Source organism: Prosthecobacter sp., from assembly GCF_046154365.1.
GTDB lineage: Bacteria > Verrucomicrobiota > Verrucomicrobiia > Verrucomicrobiales > Verrucomicrobiaceae > Prosthecobacter.
This window is the reverse complement of sequence record NZ_JBJXFV010000065.1, coordinates 25,519-41,783: the sequence shown is the minus strand read 5'-3', so window position 1 is coordinate 41,783 and position 16,265 is coordinate 25,519. Positions and strand designations below refer to the sequence as shown.

At 61.6% G+C, this 16,265-nt stretch carries 17 protein-coding genes; 6 read left to right on the top strand and 11 right to left on the bottom strand.

Features of this window, described 5'->3' with window-relative positions:
• Nucleotide 1: 1 nt before the first annotated feature.
• The 4 genes from ACKVY0_RS07845 to ACKVY0_RS07830 all read right to left on the bottom strand — a co-directional run bounded on the left by ACKVY0_RS07845 (nucleotide 2) and on the right by ACKVY0_RS07830 (nucleotide 6,932).
• Nucleotides 2–460: a YhcH/YjgK/YiaL family protein gene (locus ACKVY0_RS07845; protein WP_409214246.1), complete on the bottom strand. Its 459-nt coding sequence runs from the start codon at nucleotides 458–460 to the stop codon at nucleotides 2–4.
• A gap of 163 nt (nucleotides 461–623) precedes the next feature.
• Nucleotides 624–3,551 (bottom strand): DUF1553 domain-containing protein, encoded by a 2,928-nt coding sequence (locus ACKVY0_RS07840; RefSeq protein WP_409214245.1) that lies wholly within the window; start codon nucleotides 3,549–3,551, stop codon nucleotides 624–626.
• A gap of 72 nt (nucleotides 3,552–3,623) precedes the next feature.
• The gene (locus ACKVY0_RS07835; protein WP_409214244.1) at nucleotides 3,624–5,273 is read right to left on the bottom strand and encodes a protein kinase domain-containing protein; all 1,650 of its coding nucleotides are present in this window, start codon (nucleotides 5,271–5,273) and stop codon (nucleotides 3,624–3,626) included.
• 108 nt (nucleotides 5,274–5,381) lie between these two features.
• Nucleotides 5,382–6,932 carry a protein kinase domain-containing protein gene (locus tag ACKVY0_RS07830; protein ID WP_409214243.1) on the bottom strand — a complete coding sequence of 517 codons (1,551 nt, stop codon included), beginning with the start codon at nucleotides 6,930–6,932 and terminating at the stop codon, nucleotides 5,382–5,384.
• A gap of 24 nt (nucleotides 6,933–6,956) precedes the next feature.
• On the opposite strand from ACKVY0_RS07830, the gene proC reads away from it, so the two are divergent.
• From proC to ACKVY0_RS07815, 3 genes are all read left to right on the top strand, one after another.
• Entirely contained in the window at nucleotides 6,957–7,838 is an 882-nt protein-coding gene (proC, locus tag ACKVY0_RS07825) for a pyrroline-5-carboxylate reductase (RefSeq protein ID WP_409214242.1), read from the top strand.
• Between the two features lie 66 nt (nucleotides 7,839–7,904).
• Nucleotides 7,905–8,093 (top strand): hypothetical protein, encoded by a 189-nt coding sequence (locus ACKVY0_RS07820; RefSeq protein ID WP_409214241.1) that lies wholly within the window; start codon nucleotides 7,905–7,907, stop codon nucleotides 8,091–8,093.
• Nucleotides 8,093–8,365, top strand: a complete 273-nt coding sequence (locus ACKVY0_RS07815; protein WP_409214240.1) for a hypothetical protein — start codon at nucleotides 8,093–8,095, stop codon at nucleotides 8,363–8,365. Before ACKVY0_RS07820 ends, ACKVY0_RS07815 begins: the two co-directional genes overlap by 1 nt.
• A gap of 6 nt (nucleotides 8,366–8,371) precedes the next feature.
• On the opposite strand, the gene ACKVY0_RS07810 is transcribed toward ACKVY0_RS07815, so the two are convergent.
• Nucleotides 8,372–8,713 carry a hypothetical protein gene (locus ACKVY0_RS07810; RefSeq protein WP_409214239.1) on the bottom strand — a complete coding sequence of 114 codons (342 nt, stop codon included), beginning with the start codon at nucleotides 8,711–8,713 and terminating at the stop codon, nucleotides 8,372–8,374.
• Nucleotides 8,714–8,911: 198 nt separating this feature from the next.
• On the opposite strand from ACKVY0_RS07810, the gene ACKVY0_RS07805 reads away from it, so the two are divergent.
• Nucleotides 8,912–10,144 (top strand): MFS transporter, encoded by a 1,233-nt coding sequence (locus ACKVY0_RS07805; RefSeq protein ID WP_409214238.1) that lies wholly within the window; start codon nucleotides 8,912–8,914, stop codon nucleotides 10,142–10,144.
• A gap of 127 nt (nucleotides 10,145–10,271) precedes the next feature.
• On the opposite strand, the gene ACKVY0_RS07800 is transcribed toward ACKVY0_RS07805, so the two are convergent.
• Genes ACKVY0_RS07800 through ACKVY0_RS07785 form a run of 4 tightly spaced genes read right to left on the bottom strand, consistent with a single transcriptional unit; the run spans nucleotide 10,272 to nucleotide 13,506 of the window.
• Entirely contained in the window at nucleotides 10,272–11,744 is a 1,473-nt protein-coding gene (locus tag ACKVY0_RS07800; RefSeq protein WP_409214237.1) for an SHD1 domain-containing protein, read from the bottom strand.
• A gap of 39 nt (nucleotides 11,745–11,783) precedes the next feature.
• The gene (locus ACKVY0_RS07795; protein ID WP_409214236.1) at nucleotides 11,784–12,887 is read right to left on the bottom strand and encodes a cysteine desulfurase family protein; all 1,104 of its coding nucleotides are present in this window, start codon (nucleotides 12,885–12,887) and stop codon (nucleotides 11,784–11,786) included.
• Nucleotides 12,884–13,306, bottom strand: coding sequence for a hypothetical protein (locus ACKVY0_RS07790; protein ID WP_409214235.1), 423 nt, complete (start codon nucleotides 13,304–13,306; stop codon nucleotides 12,884–12,886). The genes ACKVY0_RS07795 and ACKVY0_RS07790 overlap by 4 nt, the downstream gene beginning before the upstream one ends.
• 2 nt (nucleotides 13,307–13,308) lie before the next feature.
• A complete protein-coding gene (locus tag ACKVY0_RS07785) occupies nucleotides 13,309–13,506 on the bottom strand; it encodes a formate dehydrogenase accessory sulfurtransferase FdhD (protein ID WP_409214234.1) in 198 nt (65 codons plus the stop codon).
• On the opposite strand from ACKVY0_RS07785, the gene ACKVY0_RS07780 reads away from it, so the two are divergent.
• Nucleotides 13,505–13,702: a hypothetical protein gene (locus ACKVY0_RS07780; RefSeq protein ID WP_409214233.1), complete on the top strand. Its 198-nt coding sequence runs from the start codon at nucleotides 13,505–13,507 to the stop codon at nucleotides 13,700–13,702. The two genes, ACKVY0_RS07785 and ACKVY0_RS07780, sit on opposite strands and share 2 nt — an antisense overlap.
• The gene (locus tag ACKVY0_RS07775) at nucleotides 13,702–14,127 is read left to right on the top strand and encodes a type II toxin-antitoxin system VapC family toxin (protein ID WP_409214232.1); all 426 of its coding nucleotides are present in this window, start codon (nucleotides 13,702–13,704) and stop codon (nucleotides 14,125–14,127) included. Before ACKVY0_RS07780 ends, ACKVY0_RS07775 begins: the two co-directional genes overlap by 1 nt.
• 29 nt (nucleotides 14,128–14,156) lie before the next feature.
• Here ACKVY0_RS07775 and fdhD read toward each other — a convergent pair whose 3' ends face one another.
• Both fdhD and lpxK read right to left on the bottom strand, forming a co-directional pair.
• On the bottom strand, nucleotides 14,157–14,972 hold the full coding sequence (fdhD, locus tag ACKVY0_RS07770; RefSeq protein ID WP_409214231.1) for a formate dehydrogenase accessory sulfurtransferase FdhD: 816 nt from the start codon (nucleotides 14,970–14,972) through the stop codon (nucleotides 14,157–14,159).
• Nucleotides 14,972–16,195: a tetraacyldisaccharide 4'-kinase gene (gene lpxK, locus ACKVY0_RS07765; RefSeq protein WP_409214230.1), complete on the bottom strand. Its 1,224-nt coding sequence runs from the start codon at nucleotides 16,193–16,195 to the stop codon at nucleotides 14,972–14,974. The genes fdhD and lpxK overlap by 1 nt, the downstream gene beginning before the upstream one ends.
• Nucleotides 16,196–16,265: the final 70 nt, after the last annotated feature.

Here is a 16,265-nt window from a genome sequence, read left to right as displayed (position 1 = left end):
CTTACTCCACCGCCACCTTCACCACCACCTTGAACACCTGTTCCGGCTTATCCCATTCCACGCACGGCGCGTGGGCGTCTTGGGGAGCCAGAATTGCGAATTGACCGGCGCTCATGTGCAACGGCGTCATATCAGCCACCAACTTCCACAGCGCCGCCTCTTTTTCTTCGGTGTAGGCCATCGTCTCCTCCCGCATCGCCGTCAGCGGTGCCCACAGGATCGTCTCACGCCCGCTGTAAATGAACTGCACGTCGATGTATTTGCGATGCGCCTCAAATTTGGCCTTCTCTATCGGCTTCGTCTCATACGTCTGCACCAACGCGAAGCAGTGGTCGCCATCAAGATCATGCCGTCCGAGCGCTTGCGTGCCATCCACCGTGCGGAGGAAAGCGAAAGCCTTCGCAAAGCGCGAATTCAGCGATTCATAGCGGGCGGCGTGGTCGAGGGTGTCGAGAATCATAAGGTGCCATCGTTACCAAGTCACTTTGCCCGAAGCAACTCCGCAATCGTCTCCCGCATGCGATCAGAATCAACATCGCAGCACCGCCCGACTGTTTGGGGTGGTGGACCTTGCGTGTGCGCCAGATGGACGGGCGGGCTGTCGCCACACCCATCCCACTGGGTCACTCCTTCGTGATCGTCTCGTCGAGATTAAGCAGGACGCGGGCGACGAGGGTGTGTGGGTCAATCTCGCCGGGCTGGGACTGGTGGCGTTTCAGCATCGCAAGGAGGACGGCGGCTTCTTTGGTGCTCGGAGCACGACCGGTGCAGAGTTTGAAGCCGTGGGCGATGCGAGAGGCATCATTAGCGCCACCTTCCAGCCACATGCGTTCACCGAGGGCCTTGGCGGTCTCCATGCTCATGGTTTCATTGAGCGTCATGAGCGCCTGCAATGGTGTGTTGCTCTTGGAGCGACGAATGCAGGAGGATTCGCCGTTGGGCACGTCGAAGGTGCTCAAAAACGGATACGGCGTGCTGCGGCGGCGGAAGACATAAACGCTGCGGCGATACTTCTCAGCACCGTCCTCGACTTTCCACGGGAAGGGCGCGTAGCTGGCGGGTTTTTCGAAGAGATGCGCGGGTGCTGGCGGCATGACAGGACGTCCGCCGACTTCGGAATTGAGCAGGCCGCTGGCGGCGAGTTGGATGTCGCGCACGACTTCACCCTCGACGCGGAATCGCGGTCCGCGAGCGAGGAGGCGGTTGTAGGGATCGCGTTCGAGGAGTTGCGGCGTGACGTTGCTGGACTGCTGATAGGTTTCGCTGGTGATGATCAGCTTCAGCAGATGCTTGGTGCTCCAGTTGTGCTCCATGAAGTCGGCGGCGAGCCAGTCGAGCAGTTCAGGATGACTCGGGGGGCTGCCCTGCGTGCCGAAGTCTTCGGCGGTTTCGACCAAACCGGTGCCGAAAACGGTCTGCCACACTCGATTGACGAAAGCACGGGCCGTGGTGGGCGATTGTTTGCTCACCAGCCACTTCGCGAAGGTCAAACGGCTGCCATCCGCGTTCTGCGGGAGTGGATTGAGGATGGCGGGCACGCCAGCGGTGACTGAACCGCCGGGTTTGGTAAAGTCACCGCGTTTTAGCAGCGCGGTCATGCGCGGCTGGTCGCGTGCATCGAGCACGAGCGTGGTGGTGCCTTCAGGGTGCTGCTGCCATGCGGCTTCGATTTCGTCATTGATGGATTTCCACTCGGGGACGGTGGTGCGGAAGGCGGTGAACTCGGACTTCTTGCCATACAGTGGATCGGCCTCCGCATTGGGCGCTTCGGTGCTGCTGATGCGATAGCGGCCGAGATTCATGGTTTGCAGGTCATCACTGTTCCAGCCGCCGTGTTTCATGCTGAGGCCGACGGTGAGTTCGACGTCAGGTTTCACCTCGACGGGTTTTTCGAGCACGAAGACGGCGTTGCGCGGCACGTTGCGGCGGCCGGGACCGGCATTGATGCCCCAGGCGGTTTTGTCGTTGCCGTCGATGGCGTAGCTCACTGGTCCGGTGACACGTTTGTCTTTCGCGGCGTCTTGATCGCGGGCAAACGGCGCGAGCGGCGTGTTCTCCGGCTCGCCAAAGTCGGCGCTGGCTTTGACAAACTTCAGCTTCGTCATCTTGCCGTCGATCTTCATCTCCACGTTGAACTCGGTGAGGGCGGCGGTGCCTTTCTGCGAACGTCCGGGGCCGTAGGCGGGCAGATTGGGGTCGTTCATGAGTTCGAGCCGGAAAGCGCTGATAGTGACGGGCGTTTCGAGCTTCACCACGAACTTCACCTCGGATTTCGTCGGCGCGTAGCCTTGTGCAAGGATGCTGCCATCCGCCTGACGCAGTGCTTTTTCGCCGCCGGAGGGATCGTCTTCAAAACTGAGCGTGCGCCATTTCGGCTGCGCGGTCTTGATGCCGGTGGACCAGGCGTTCATGCGCTGCTGCCAGTCGGGATGATCGTGTTTGAGCTTGGCTTCGAGTTCGGCGATGCGAGCAAGCAATGTGGAGCGCTGCATCTGCTCGCTGGCGGTGTACACGACGCGCCATGGCTCGTTGTCGTTGTTGAGGAAGGCGAACATGCGGTAGTACTCCTCCTGCGTGATGGGATCGTACTTGTGGTTGTGGCACTGCGTGCAGCCGATGGTGAGGCCGAGGATGCTTTTGCCGATGGTGTCCATGCGGTCGAACATGGCCTCCATGCGGAACTGCTCGGGATCGACGCCGCCTTCTTCGTTGACCATGGTGTTGCGCAGAAAGCCGGTGGCGACGATTTGATCCTGCGTGGGCTTGGGAAGCTGATCGCCGGCAAGCTGCTGGATGATGAACTGGTCGTAGGGCAGGTCGCGGTTGAAGGCGCTGATGACCCAGTCACGATAGAACCAGATGAAGCGCATGGGGTCTTTCTCATAGCCGTTGCTGTCGGCATAATGTGCGGCGTCGAGCCAGTGACGTGCCCAGCGTTCGCCGAAGTGGGGGGACTGCAGAAGTTTGTCGGACAAGTCTGACGGGTCTGACAGGTCGGACGGATCCGGCGGCAGGCCCACGAGATCAAGGTGCAAGCGACGACGCAGGGTTTCCGGCGCGGCTCTTGGTGAAGGTTGGAGGCCTTCTTTTTCGAGGCGCTCACGGATGAACGCATCAATGGGATGCTTGGCATTCGCGGGCACTTTCGGCTTCACGGGCGGCTTGAAAGCCCAATGATCAGTTTTTTGCTCGAGCTTCACGCTCGCGCTGTCCGGCCAAATGGCTCCGGTATCGATCCAGATTTTGAGCTTCGCGATTTGATCGGCGGTGAGCGGACCGCCTTTGCGTGGCATGCGAATTTTTGGATTCGTGCCAAGCACGGCGTGCATGAGGCGGCTCTCCTCGGCCTTGCCGGGAACGATGGCGATGCCGAAGTCGCCGCCTTTAAGAGTGCTGGGCTTGTGATCGAGACGGAACGCGGCTTCCTGCTTGTGCGGGCCGTGGCACTGGTAGCAGTGCTCACTGAAGATCGGTTGGATGTCCCGAACGAAGTCGATAGCGGCGGCGGGCGACGCGAGCAGGAACAAAAGAAGGGCTGGGGAGCTTTTCACGATTGGAGATTCATACGCCGGACTCACATGCGAAATCAGTGCCCGCCGCATGGAAAATGCTGTTGGGCCGCTTCATTGGCCGACAGCGAGTTCGAGCGACGGGTCGGGCTTTGGGAGGCCCTTTTTCTGCCAAACAACCTGCTTTTCCGCGTCGAGCACCTGCACTGTGAGGTTCACGGTGCGGTCACCGTATTCCGCGTCAGTGCGATTCCAGATGACGATGGTCTGCACCGGCGCATCGCGACCGAGATCGACCTCCCACCACGGCGCGCCGCGTGCGTTGCCATTGGTGTGCATGACGCTTTTGTTCTTGGTCTTGTCGCCATCCGTGTTGCCGTCGATGGCTAGTTCGGGCCTTCCTTCGCCACTGACGCTGCTCTGCGTGGCGGTGCCTTTGAGAGAGAGATTCTCGCCACCGCTGAAGACCTGCACTTCAGCGAGGTTGAGAATACCGCGGCTGACGGGGATCTCGATGCGCACAAAACGCCCGTTCAAGCCGGGACCGCTCGCAGCGGGAGCCACCGGCGGTTTCGCGACGCTGGTGGTCACAGCAGACTTGGCTTGCGTAACCGTGGGCGTTGGTTTGCCAGCGTGGTCCGGTGCGGATGGCGGAGCCATGGCGGCGGCTTTGACCGTGCTGCTTGCAGTGGTGGTGAATTTCCAATCAGAGATCGCTTCACGAATGAACGGCCAGAGGAAAATGCCGCTCAGCACGAAGGCGGCGAGATTGAGCACCACGGCGATCAAGAAACGGCTGCCGGAACCTTGTTTCGCCGCCGCTTCTGGCTGTGCGGCTGCTGCGGGCGATGACTTGGGCACAATCGGTTTCGGCTTGGGCGTATTGGGATGCACAGCCGAGACCAATGGTCCGGTCATCGTACCGGGCGCCATGGCCGGTGCCTGCTGCTGCATGTAGGTGAAGCCGGTCTGCATGCTGAGCATCAAGGCATCCAGTGCCTGCGCCACTGAGTGTGGACGCTGTTGTGGGGCGAGATTGAGCAGCCAGCCCAGCCAGTCGCGCAACGGCTGGTCCAAATCAGGACGCATGTGGCTGAGCACCTGTCCGGCGTTGAATGCCCGCCAGTCTGTCATGACCTGCTCCACGGTGTCACCTTGGGCAGGTGCGGTGTTGGTGGCGATGCAGAACAGGCTCGCGGCGGCGGTGAACAGATCGCTTTGCGTCGTCGGTGTGCCGCCCGCGTGGAGTTCGGGTGCGCGAAACCATAGCGTCTCCGGCGGATGCTCCCTGCGTGCCAGCGACTGGCCCCAGTCCTGCACCTGGAGGAACAAGCCGCCGCCAGGGTGGTCGGCGATGATGAGGTTGCTCGGTTTCAGATCGCCATGCGGCTGGCGCAGATGCTCGCCCACCAGCAGCGCATGCATGAGCTGCACCGCGAGCGCACGGAGATCGGTCGGCGTCGGTTTGCGCTCCGCTGCAAAGGCGCGCGCGTTCAATCCCGGCATGAATTCATAGATGAGCGCAAACTCATCCTCCGTGGGCAGCAGGGTGATGAGTCCCGCGATCTGCGGATGGCGCAGCTGCATGAGCGATGGGGCGAGCAGTTGCAACTGCTCGCGATCCAGCGGCTGCGCGGTCTCATGATCGTGCAGCAGCGCTTTGATCAGCACCTTGCGCCCAGTGGCTGGTTCCATGCCGCGATACACCTTCGCCGAAGGTCCGGCGGCGATGAGTTTTTCGGGCTGAAAGTGGTCGGCGGGCATTTTGGGCGGCGATTTGCAGCAGCATCGCAAGAACCATGCGCGTTGTGCAAGCGAAGATTGGCGGCACGAAAGCCGCCGCCAGCCACATGGGAAAGCATGCGCCTTGCCTTATCCGCCCACCGGCAGCGTGACACTGGGCGTGGGCGGTTGCACCACTTTCGTCTCCCAGACCACTTTCTGCTGCTCGTTCAAGACCTTGACGGTAAAGTTTTCCAGATGACCTGCATACTTCGCGTCCGTGCGGTTCCAGATGATGATGGTGTTCAGGCTCACTTCGCTTTTCAGGTCAAGCTGCCACCACGGGTTTGTCGTATCTCTGTGAGTGTGTGAGACGCTATGGTGATCCATCACGCCGTCGGTGTTGCCGTCGATGGCAAACTCCGGCACGCCTCCCCATTCCACACTGCTCTGGGTGGCGGTGCCTTGGCGGGCAAGGTTCACCATACCGCTGAAGACCTGGACTTCCGCGAGGTTGAGGACGTCTTTGCGCCATATCTCGACGCGCACATAACGCCCCCGCAGACCGGCGCTCGGCGCTGTTTTGCCAGTACTTTTCACACTGGATGATGTCTGCTCCTCGGTGCTGCGGAGCATGGGCCACAGGAAAAAGCCGGCGATGCCCAAGGCAGCGACGTTCAACAGCACCATGGCCAAAATGCGACCGACAGAACGCTGCTTCACCACAGGTGCCGCTGTCGCAGCAGGCGTGTTGGATTGTTTCATCCCGTGCGATGTTGTGGGCGCGGCTTTCGCTATGATCGGCCTTGGCTTCGGCGCGTTGGGATGTGAGGCGGCGGCGAGTTGTGCAGTCTGCGTGCCGGGCGCCATGGCTGGTGCCTCCTGCGGCATGTAAGTGAAGCCGGGGTGCATCCCCGCCATCAGCACATCGAGCGCCTGTGCCACCGACTGCGGCCGCTGCTGCGGCATCATGTTGAGCAGCCAAGCCAGCCAGTCACGCAGCGGCTGATCCAAATCCAGCCGCACCTGCTTTAGAACCTGATTGGTGGTGAAGGCATGCCAGTCGGCCATGACTTGCTCCACGGTTTCGCCTTGAGCCGGAGCGGTGTTAGTGGCGATGCAGAACAAACTCGCGGCGGCGGTGAACAGATCGCTTTGCGATGTCGGCCGGCCGCCGGCGTGCAGTTCCGGCGCACGGAACCACAGTGTTTCCGGTGGCAGCGTCGTGCGTGCCAGCGACAGACCCCAGTCCTGCACTTGGAGGAACAAGCCGCCGCCGGGATGATCAGCGATGATGAGGTTGCTCGGTTTGGGGTCGCCATGTGGCTGGCGCAGATGCTCGCCGACGAGCAGCGCCTGCATCAACTGCACCGCGAGCGCACGCACATCCGCAGGCCCGGGCTGGCGCTCGGCGGCGAAGTCCCGGGCGTTCACTCCCGGCATGAATTCATAGACCAGTGCGAACTCGTCCTCCGTAGGCAGCAGGGTGATGAGTCCGGCGATCTGCGGATGACGCACCTGCATGAGCAAGGGCGCGAGGAGCTGCAATTTTTCGCGATCCAGCGGGTGCGGGGCCTCGTAATCGTTCAGCAGCACTTTAAGCAGCACCTTGCGTCCGGTCGCCGTTTCGATACCGCGATACACCTTCGCCGCCGGTCCTATGGCGAGGAGTTTTTCAGGCTGGAAGTCGTCGGTGTACATTTTTTGCGAGCAATTAACCGCAGCATGGCAAAGACCCTCCCCTGTGCGCAAGGAAAGATTGGCGCACTTGCACGATGGCACTTCCGCCGCACAGTCGCGGGCATGTTGAAACTCGGACTCATCGGCTGTGGAAAAATGGGCGGCGCGCTGCTGCGCGGCGTGGAGCAGGCGCTTGGCAAAGGTGGCCTGCAGGTGGCGCTCAGCGATGTGGTGCCAGAGGCGGTGAACTCGCTGCGGAAATGCCTCTCATGCAAATCCATCACCGGCACGCCCGCCGAAGTGGCGGCGGCGGCGGATGTGATCATCCTCGCGGTGAAACCCGGCGACATACGGGCGCTGTGTGAAACACTCGCCGAGGTCAAAGGCTCGCGGCTTTATCTCAGCATCGCCGCCGGCATCTCGCTGACAAATCTCGAAGCATGGCTCGGTAGCAGACAGCGTGTCATCCGCAGCATGCCGAACACGCCCGCGCTCGTGGGCCAGGGTGCCGCCGCCTTCACACGCGGCAGCAAAGCCACCACGAAAGACGCCGCACTCGCCACGAAGATCCTCGGTGCCGTTGGTACGGCGGATGAAGTCGCTGAAAAGCTGCTCGATGCCGTCACGGGTCTCTCCGGCAGCGGTCCGGCCTACATTTACACCGTGATCGAGGCGCTGGCCGATGGCGGCGTGCTCATGGGCCTGCCGCGTGCTATTGCACTGCGTCTCGCCGCGCAAACCGTGGCCGGAGCCGCCGAAATGGTGCTCGAGACTGGCAAGCATCCCGCTTCATTACGCGATGAAGTCACCAGCCCCGGCGGAACGACGATTGCTGGCCTCGAAAGGCTGGAGCAGCACGGTTTGCGAAATGCCCTGATCCAAGCCGTGCGTGCAGCGTCGGAAAAGAGCAAGGCGCTGGGCGCTTGAGCTGTCAGGCCGCACATCCCGACATCGCAGTTGCCCAATTTACATTGTAACATTATTCTTCCTGTCATGACCGCCACGCAGCTTATTGCTGAAATCGACCGACTCCCTCAGGAAGAAAAGGAGCAGGTGTTCATGCATGTTCATGAGCTGGAAGAGACGCTGATTCCCGAATCGTTCCTGCAAGGCATGGCGGAGGCGCGGCGTGGTGAATTGCTGGACATGGAAGACCAACATTTCCAATTTCCCCCGGTGTGATGGACCGTCGTTACCGTGCCACGCCACAGTTCTGGCGGTCCTATGCCAGGCTCACGGAAAGTCAGCAGTCGTCGGCACGCCGCGCGTGGTTCATCTTCAAGGAGGATCCTTTTGATCCAAGGCTTAAAACACACCGGATCGCCAGTCTTTCCGCGCGTTTTGGCCGCACCATTCATTCCGTTTGGATCGAAGGGAATCTGCGAGCTGTGTTCTATTTGGATGGTGCCGATGTCGTGAGTGTGGACATCGGCACTCACGCGATCTATCGCTGATGCAGCTTAAAACACCGGCTTGAGGTAGCCGAGGGTGGCCATGCCTGCGCCGACGATCACGGCCATCAGCACCACGAGCGGAGCGGCGATGACGCGCCGCTTGGCCAGCACCGGCAGCACCCCGAGCACGAGCCAGAGGCCGAGCTTGATCCAAACCCATTTCGGCATCGCCCCCATGATGCCCATTTTCGCCAGCATGCCGAAACCGGAGATGAGGCTGATGAGCAGGCCGGTGCCGTGCCATTTCATGGCCGACTTCGCGCCTTCGACGGAAAGCAGGCTGCCAAAGCCGATGAACACGAGGATCAGGCCGACGAGATGAAGAATGTGGTAGGTTTGAAGGGTCATGGCGGCATCCATGCCCAGAACAAGAACTTCCACAAGTGCGAGGATCAGGTCATGATACAACTCCGCATGCCCTGAAACCCGGTTCCATCATGCCCGCATCAAGCCTGGGCATGAATTCAGGCTTTTCGTTCACGGCTGGCTGTGATTAATGGCGGGATGTCTTCCTCGCCGTCCGCAGCTTCTGACTCGCCAACCTTCATGCGACGCGCCTGGCTGATCGTGGCGCTGCTCTTTCCCGTGGCGCTGTTGAACTACCTGGACCGGCAGATGATCGCCTCGATGAAGGTCTCCGTGATGGGCGACATCAAGGACATTGGCAGCGAGGAAAACTGGGGGCACATGCTGGCGTCCTTCAAGTGGGTGTATGCTATCTTCAGTCCCATCGGCGGCTACATCGCCGACCGTTTCAGCCGCAAACTCACGATCTGCGGCAGTCTGTTCGTCTGGTCGCTCATCACTTGGCTGACCGGACATGTCGGCAGCTTCAACGAGCTGTACTGGGCACGCACGGCGATGGGCATCAGCGAGGCATTCTACATTCCGGCGGCGCTGGCCCTGATCGCGGACTACCACACCGGCGGCACGCGGTCGCGGGCGGTGGGGGTGCATCAGATGGGTATTTACTGCGGCGTGATGGTCGGTGGCTTCGCCGGCTTCGTTGCCGATGCGCCGACGCTCGGCTGGCGCTCCATGTTCGACTTCACCGGGCTGGCGGGAATCCTCTACGCCATTCCGCTGCTGCTCCTGCTACGTGACGCGCCGCGTCAAACCAGCCCGGACAGCTCCGGCGCCGTTTCCGCGAAGCCATCCGTCGGCACCGCAATCACCGAGCTGCTGACGAACCGCAACTTCATCCTGCTGGTGCTGTATTTCACGCTCCCCGCCCTCGCCGCATGGGTGGTGCGCGATTGGATGCCTGCGATCTTGCAAAAAGCCTTCAACATCAGCCAGGGCAAGGCTGGCGTGTCTGCCGCGCTCTACTGGCAGGGCGCGGCGCTGCTCTCCGCGATTCTCGGTGGCTGGCTGGCCGACCGCTGGATGCGGCGCAGCGCACGCGGCCGCATTTACGTCAGTGCGCTCGGCATGATGCTCATCGTCCCGGCGATGTTCGGCGTGGGCAACGCCCCCGCATTGAACTCGTTCGCGCTCGCCATCGCGTCGTTGATCTTGTTTGGCATCGGCTGGGGTTTCTTTGACTGCAACAACATGCCGATCCTCAGCCAGCTCGTGCGCCCCGAGCTGCGCGCCACCGGCTACGGCATCATGAACTTCGTCAGCATGATGTGCGGCGGTGTCGCCGACTGGGGCTTCGGCGTGATGACCGACCGCCATGTGCCGCTGAACCTGATCTTCGGCGTCTTCGCCCTCATCTGCGTGGTTTCGCTGCTGATCGTGCTCATGATCCGGCCCAAGGCGGAATCTCACACCTGATCAGATGAAGTGCCCAGTGCTCAGTTTATCACCGCGTAAAGTCACTCCGACTGAGCACTGAGCACTTCAGTAGTGGCGCCAAAAAACAGTCTGAGCCCCTCGCACCCTGGAGGCTGCGAAAGGCACCTCACCCGCCGCAGATCTTGCACGGCGTCCCTTCCCCGGCCTGGCAGGGCTTGGCGGCATTGTAATATCGGCAGCCGGCATTGTGGCGGATACCGGAGGCGCTCAGGCTCTTGCCAGCTCCAGGTCCGGCGCCCGCGCCCGCGCCTGGGCCTGGGCCTGGGCCTGGGCCTGGGCCGCCACCACCCGGCGGTTGGCTGGTGGCGGCAGTGGCAGGCGGAGTCTTCGCGATCTCACGAGTGGAAACCACCAGGACACAGGATTTGCGCAGCAGGTCGGCGGCGCTCTGTTTGTCGCTGCCGAGGCTGCCGCGTTTCAACTCCGGCACGCCGGGCAGCCGCTTGCCCTTGCTGCTGTCGCCGAGCAATTGCTCCAAAATTTCACTGCGATGGCATTCGGTGATGCCACGCGGTTCAGGCGGGCTGCTGGACGCTTTGGAAGATGACGAGCCCTTCCCCACGCTGCGGGTTTCAGGTGCAAAAAACACCCCCAGCACCTCCATCCGGTCGCTCAGCACAAAGCCGCCCACCGCATCCGGCACCAGCGGCGCATCGTGTTGAAACCGCGTGGTGTCAATGAGACGGCCCACGATCCCGGTCGTCAGCGTCACCGGCTCGAAGGCCTTGCGCGTCGAGTTCAGCGTGAGCGATGCCACTAAGATGCCCTGCCCGAACACCGCCTCCTCACGCGCGATGAACGCGCCCGCCGGCACCACGACGGCGGTGCATTGCAGCACGGCCAGGCCGCGTTTGCTGTCCAGTTTGACGACGTTCGCCGGCACGTCCTTCCCCTCATAATGAAGCGCCACGGGATGCTTGCCTTCGGCGAAGGCGGCATCGGTGATGAAAAACCCTTTCCCAATCGGCAGGCCCAGACCGCGCACCACGACCTTTTCCATCAGCGGCTCCACGATCAGCGGTGCCTGCTTCGCCGGATCACCACCGCTCGCGGTCTGGATTAGCAGCGCCGTGTTCACCGCCTCATCGAGCGTCAGACTGTAGGCGCTGATCAGCGAGGTCGTGCCATCCAGCGCCTGGTAGGTGCGGGTGCCCGCATGGTACAGCGTCTGCGCCAGCACCTTCGAGCCGCGCTCCACCGTGAGTTCGCCGCCGGGCAGCACTAGAAACGAGGCCCCCGAAGCCATCCACAGGCCCTTCTGTGTGGGCAGCTCACTCACCACGCGGCAGAGGAGGCCCTCTGGCAGCATCTGGTTCACCTCAAAATTCAACGGCCTGGCCTTCACCGCCGCCGCCAGCGTCACCTGTGCCTGCTGTGCGAACTGCTGGTCCTCTTTGGAGAACGCACTTACCGGATAGGACGCCACCTTGCCGTCCTTGGACTTCAGCAGCAGTTTTCCTTCCTGCAATCCCGCAAACTGCGCCTCCACCGTGCGCGCACCGTCCGCGCTGCGCCATTCACGCGCCGGAGCAGATGCGCCCGACATGACAACGACGAGCAAAAAATTCCGCCAGTTCATGGCGGCGAGAGTAGGTGAGATCCCACGCTGAGCAACTGCCTATTGCGGCCTACCGCCCCGGCTCAGCTCCTCGAACGCATCACCGAAGGCCGCAGCCAGCGCCAGCCAGTCCTCCGCCATCGTCTCCCAGCCGCCGCTGATGCGTACGACGCGTCGCAGCTCCTCCGCGCTCGCTCCGAGCGCCGAGACCACGACCGATGATCCCTCTTTGCCCGAACTGCACGCCGAACCCGTCGAGATGCTGAAGCCACGCCGCGAAAGGGCCGTCAGCCATTTCAAATTTTGCTGGGCAGGCATCACCATCAGCACCGTGTTCCAAAGTCGGGATGCGGACTCGCTGATCACACGCAAGTTTTCAAAGCGTGCGCGTATCGCTGTGATGAAATCATCACGCAACTGTGTCTGCACGCGTTCAACCTCATCAAGCCGAGGCGTGATCGCCTCCAAAGCCGTCACCATCGCCTCCACCGCCGGATAATTCTCCGTTCCCGCACGTCTGCCGCCTTCCTGTGGCCCTCCACGCATGAAATTCAGCCGCGAATCCTCAGCAGGCAGAACCAGAAAACCGCAGCCTTTGGTGCCGCCTAATTTGTGAGCGCTGCCGGTGATGAAATCGCATTCCCCGAGGTTGGCGGCGTCGAGTTTGCCGAGCCACTGCGCTGCATCCGTGTGAAACAACACGTCATGCTCACGGCAGATCGCCGCAATCTCACGCCAGGGCTGCAACGCGCCGCTTTCGTTGTTCGCCGCCATTACGGACACGAGTGCGGGTCGTTTCGCTTCGATCATCTGCTTCACTGCCTCCGGTTCCACGACACCGTTGGCATTGACCGGCAGCTCCAGCGCCTTGCGTGCCATGCGCACACTCGGATGCTCGATGGCGGAGATTGCCACACGTTCAAAGGACGCCATCAAAGCGTTGTTCGACTCCGTCGCACCCGAGGTGAACACGATGCGCTCCGCTTCGGCCCCTAATAGTGTGCCGAGCCGTTCCCGCGCAGACTCAAGCTGCTGGCTGGCAATGCCTGCATCGCGATACAAGCTCGAAGGATTGTGCCAGTGCTTCTCGCTCGCCCGCAGCCATGCTTCGCGTGCGGCGGGATGCAGCGGCGTAGTGGCGTTGTGATCGAAGTAGCCGTTCATGCGAGAGACTTGAAACGCGACCGCAGCGGGATGTGCAGCAGCATCAGGATCAGCGCCCCGCCGATAAACGGCACCCAGGCATCGCCCACGCCCTTCGAGTTCAAGCCGTTCACCAATCCCAGCACCCCCACGCCTTCGCTGAGCGCAAAAATCACGATGTGCCCGGCAAGAAAACGCCCCCGGCTGGCCGGATCATCCACACTCTGCGTTCCGTCAATGAATCCGCCCAGCAGCAGCTTGCGCAGGAAAAAACTCAGCGCGGCGGAGCATCCGGCCACCAGCGCAAAAATGTTCGTCAGCAACGGTTGCACCGCCTTGGCCGGCACGAATGTGATGGCGCTCAGCATCACCGCATAAGCGATGAGAGCGAAGCACAGCGCCGCCCAGATGATGAGGACAACAGGTTGGATCGGTTTCATGGTTAAAGCGTAAGTCGTTGCGGGTGCGTGTAAACATTCATCGTTTCACCCCGCAGGAAACCGATGAGTGTTTGATTGGCTGCTTGGGCGAATTCGACATTGATGGTTCGTGGATGGATGAGTGCAGGGACAGAAGTCAGAGATGAGAGGGAGAGATTTTTGGTGGTCAGGGTTGGCTGACGAGTTAAGATCGTGGGCATGAAGACAAAAAATGAACCCGTGGAGGCATTGGAAACTCTGGTGACGTCCGTGCGGGCGCGACGTGCGGCGCAGGGGAAGCCCTTGCCCAAGTCAAACTGGACAGCGGTGGCGGGGACGGTGAAGGATGATGCCCTGTTCCGCGAAGCCGCACGGCTGGGCGAGGCCTGGCGCAAAGCCGAGAATGCCCGCCGCTGATGTTCGCCATCTTAGACACGAACCACCTGCGGAAACTCGTGAGCCGCACTTCCGCTGCGGGACGCAGGCTCCGAGAGCGCATTCCTGCGGAGAAAGCCGCCGTCTTTGCCTGCATCGTGACCGTGGAGGAGGATGTGCGAGGTTGGCTGGCGCTGCTCCAACGCCACACCGCCGGACCCGCGCAGGTGGAGACGTATGCGCGGATGCAGGAGTCCTTGGAAATCGTTGTGAAGCTCGGGATGCTGCCTTTTGATGACGATGCCGCGCAGATTTATTCCGGCTTGCGCCGTGCCTTTCGCAGGGGCGGCACCATGGATCTGAAAATCGCCGCCATCTGCCTGGCACATGATGCCACGCTGCTCACGCGCAATGACGAGGACTTCACTTGCCTGCCAGGCCTGCGGGTGGAGAACTGGCTGGACTGAGTACGACGCCGTGGAGTGCGACAGCTCAGCTACCGGACCCGTCTCGGATGCGTGTAAACATTCATCGTTTCGCCCCGCAGGAAGCCGATGAGCGTTTGATTGGCTGCTTGGGCGAATTCGACCGCGAGACTGCTCGGTGCCGAGATCGCGGCGAGCAGTGGAATGCCTGCGGCGAGAGCCTTCTGAATGATCTCAAACGACACACGACCGCTGACGAGCAGGATGTGGCGATCCAGCGGCAGCAGATCACGCTGCAAGGCGTAGCCGAGAATCTTGTCGAGCGCGTTGTGACGGCCCACATCCTCGCGCAACACGACAAGATTACCTTCGAGGTCAAAAATGCCGCTCGCATGCAGGCCGCCGGTTTTGGAAAAGGTTTCCTGCGCGGCACGCAGTTTGTCCGGCAAACTCGCGATCAAGGCCGGTGTGACCTGCCAGTCGCCTTTCACGGGAGGGAATTGTTGAAACACGCTTTCGATGCTGGTCTTGCCGCACAGGCCGCAGCTTGAAGCGCTGAAGACGTGGCGCGTGAGCGAGTCCCAGTTCACCACCGCACCACCGAGCAGCACATCGACGATGTTGCCCTTGTTGTTGCCGGTGCTGGGGCATTGCGAGATCTCCAAAATGTCACGCGGACGCTGCACTACGCCTTCGCTGACGAGGAAGCCGGCGGCGAGTTCTTCATCGTGACCCGGCGTGCGCATCACCACAGCCACGGAGCGGCCTTCGACGCGGATTTCCAGCGGCTCTTCGCGTGCGGTGACATCGCTGACTTCGCTTTGCACGCCGGTGACGTTCACCTTGACCATGCGGACCTCGGCGATGGCTGGATTATCCGCGCTCATCACGAAGCCTCCATGAAATCCGCCGGCAGCACGCCCGCAGGCACGCGGCGTGGCTCCGCGATCAAGCGCACCATCTTGTCGAAGACATCGCGGCCGCGAATGATCTCGATCTCGACGCGCATGAAGTAGAACGGAATGTCGGCGACGGGCAGTTTGGGGAAGCGCACGTAATCCTTCTCGGTCGTGACCATGCAATGCACGTCACGCCGCACACAGCGCTCGACGAACTGCTTCAGTTCCGGGCCGTGGAAGCGGTGGTGGTCGGCGAAGCGGGCGATGACCTCCACCTTCGCTCCAAGTTTGCGCAAACCATTCTCAAAACTCTCCGGCACGGCAATTCCCGACAAAGCGCCGACAAACTGGCCTTTCAACCCGTCCATCGGCAGACGTTCGCCAGTGTGGATGTCTTCAAAATGCATCGCCCGATGGCGGCACTCAATGATCTCGGCGGCACGGTTGTAGCGGCGGATCTGGGCGATGATCTCCTCGCTGTCGCCATCAGATTTGGTGATGAAGATGTAGCTGGCGCGCAGCAGGCTGCGTGGTGGCTCGCGCAGCGTGCCGCGTGGCAGCATGAAGCCGTTGTTGCCGAACGGGGCGGTCTTGTCGATGAGCACAATGTCGTGGCGGTGCTTGAGCTTGAGGTATTGCAAGCCGTCGTCGAGCACGAGCACGTCGGCACCGAAGCGCTGAATGGCATGCGCCCCGGCTTTCACGCGATTTTTGTCCACCACGACCGGGATGCCGGGGCAGTTCTTCGCCAGCATGAAGGGCTCATCGCCCGCGTTGTGTGAGTCGAGCAGGACGTTTTCGCCATCAGAGACGATGCGCGGCAGCGGTTGCGGCGGTTTCGGAATAAAGCCGAAGCGCGCGGCCATTTTTTTCGAGAACGGTACCTTTCTCTGTCGCTTGCTCTTGTACCCGCGGCTCAGGATGCACACGCGCCGGCCATGCTCCTGCAAGGCCTTCGCCAGCATCTCCACGACCGGCGTCTTGCCCGTCCCACCGACAGTGAGATTCCCGACGCTGATGACCGGCACGCCGAGGTGATGGTCGTGAATGTAGCGATGGCGGTACAAGTAGAGCCGGGTCCGCACCACCGCCGAATAGATGCCTGAAAGCCCGCGGAAGACGCCCCGCAGCATGGCCGCGCGAATCCCGCGACGGTTGTTGATGACGACGTCGATGATGAAATTCTCCAAGTCTTCCAGGCTCTCTCTCACGGCGCGGCATTGGAGGCGGGGAAGCGTGCCGCGTCAATGAGACGCCTTGATGTTTGCGGTCGGGTTTCGT